Annotated in this window: 1 protein-coding gene; it reads left to right on the top strand. The window is 62.9% G+C overall.

Annotated features, from left to right (window positions below; genetic code table 11):
- Nucleotides 1-9 precede the first annotated feature (9 nt).
- On the top strand, nt 10-2,654 hold a 2,645-nt coding region (aceE, locus tag WBN73_RS21365; protein ID WP_337681324.1), incomplete at its 3' end, for a pyruvate dehydrogenase (acetyl-transferring), homodimeric type.

Below are 2,654 nucleotides of genomic sequence, written 5' to 3'. Positions count from 1 at the left end.
AGGTTGGACGTGGCTGCAGGAGAAGAGACCTCACACATCCTCAGCGGGTTGACTGCCCAGCTGCCTGATCGTGATCCGGAAGAGACCGCGGAGTGGATTGAGTCCCTTGATGCGTTGATCGCGGAGCAGGGTACCGAGCGTGCCCAGTACATTATGCGTTCGTTGCTTCAGCGTGCCGGCGCGAGGTCGGTGGGTGTGCCGATGGTGACGACCACTGATTATGTGAACACGATCCCGGTGGACCAGGAAGCGCCGTTCCCGGGGAACGAGGAGTTCGAGCGCCGGTATCGTGCGTACATGCGGTGGAATGCCGCGGTCATGGTCCACCGTGCGCAGCGTTCCGATATTGGTGTGGGCGGGCATATTTCCACCTATGCCGGTGCTGCGACGTTGTATGAGGTGGGGTTCAACCACTTCTTCCGTGGCAAGGACCACCCCTCCGGCGGGGACCAGGTGTTCTTCCAGGGCCATGCTTCCCCTGGCATGTACGCCCGGGCGTTCATGGAAGGCCGTCTGACCGAGGAGGATTTGGACGGGTTCCGTCAGGAGAAGTCCAAGGCCGGCCATGCGTTGTCTTCGTACCCGCACCCGCGCCTGATGCCGGATTTCTGGGAGTTCCCGACCGTGTCGATGGGTATCGGCCCGATGAACGCGATCTACCAGGCCCAGTCCAACCGGTACCTGCAGAACCGTGGCATCAAAGACACCTCGGACCAGCAGGTCTGGGCGTTCCTCGGTGACGGGGAAATGGACGAGCCCGAGTCCCGTGGTTTGTTGCAGCTCGCCGCGAACGAGAACCTGGACAACCTGAACTTCGTGATCAACTGCAACCTCCAGCGCCTGGACGGACCGGTCCGCGGCAACGGCAAAATCATGCAGGAACTCGAAGCGTTCTTCCGCGGTGCGGGCTGGAACGTGATCAAGGTCGTTTGGGGCCGGGAATGGGATCCCCTGCTGGAAGCAGACCAGGACGGGGCGTTGGTGAAAATCATGAACGAAACCCCCGATGGTGACTACCAAACCTACAAAGCCGAGTCCGGCGGGTTCGTGAGGGAACACTTCTTCGGCAAATCCCCGCAGACCAAGGACATGGTCGCGGATTTGGACGACGAACAGATCTGGGGCCTCAAACGCGGCGGCCACGACTACCGCAAGGTCTACGCCGCGTACAAGGCCGCGACCGAGTTCAAGGGCAAACCCACCGTGATCCTGGCCAAAACGGTCAAGGGCTACGGACTGGGCCCGCACTTCGAAGGCCGCAACGCCACCCACCAGATGAAGAAACTGACCATGGAAGACCTCAAAGCCTTCCGTGACCACCTCCGCATCCCCATCAGCGATGACCAACTCGACGCTGACCTCTACCGGCCCCCGTACTACCACCCCGGCATGGACGCCCCCGAAATCAAGTACCTCATGGAACGCCGGGCCGAGCTCGGCGGGTTCGTCCCCGAACGCCGCCGCAAACACACCGAGGTCACCTTGCCCGACGCGAAGTCCTACGACGTAGCCAAACGCGGATCCGGGAAACAACAAGCCGCCACCACCATGGCCTTCGTCCGTTTGCTCAAGGACCTGATGCGGGACAAGAACTTCGGCGCCCGGTTCGTGCCCGTCGTCCCCGACGAATCCCGGACCTTCGGGATGGACGCGTTCTTCCCGACCGCGAAAATCTACAACCCCAAAGGCCAGAACTACCTCTCCGTGGACCGCGACCTCGTCCTGGCCTACAAAGAATCCCCCGCCGGACAACTGATCCACCCCGGCATCAACGAAGCCGGCGCCGTCGCAGCCTTCACCGCCGCCGGCACCGCCTACGCCACCCACGGCGAACCCCTGGTCCCGATCTACGTGTTCTACTCCATGTTCGGCTTCCAACGCACCGGCGACTCCTTCTGGGCCGCAGCCGACCAAATGACCCGCGGCTTCATCATCGGCGCCACCGCAGGACGGACCACCCTCACCGGCGAAGGACTCCAACACGCCGACGGACACTCCCCCCTCCTGGCCTCCACCAACCCCGCCGTGAAAACCTACGACCCCGCCTACGGCTACGAAATCGGCCACATCATCCGCCACGGCCTCGAAGAAATGTACGGCGAGGCCTCCGAGGACCACAACGTGATGTACTACCTCACCGTCTACAACGAGCCCATCACCCAACCCGCGGAACCCGAAAACCTGGACATCAACGGACTCCTCAAAGGCATCTACAAACTCGCAGACGCCCCCACCGCGGACGGCACCAACACAGCGAACCGCCCCACCGCGAACATCCTCGCCTCCGGCGTGTCCGTGCCCTGGGCCCTCGAAGCCCAACGGATCCTCGCCGAAGACTGGAACGTCGCCGCCGAAGTCTGGTCCGTGACCTCCTGGAACGAACTCCGACGCGACGGACTCGCCGCCGAAGAACACGCCTTCCTCAACCCCGGCCAACCCGCCCGCACCCCGTTCATCACCGAACAACTCGCCGGCCACACCGGACCCGTCATCGCCGTCACCGACTACATGAAAGCCGTCCCCGACCAAATCCGCCAATTCATCCCCAACGACTTCGCCGCCCTCGGAGCAGACGGCTTCGGCTTCTCCGACACCCGCCAAGCCGCACGCCGCTACTTCAAAAACGACACCCACTCCATCGTCGCCAAAACCCT

This window comes from Paenarthrobacter sp. CCNWLY172, from assembly GCF_037402035.1.
Lineage (GTDB): Bacteria > Actinomycetota > Actinomycetes > Actinomycetales > Micrococcaceae > Arthrobacter.
This window is presented reverse-complemented; position numbering and strand designations above follow the sequence as displayed.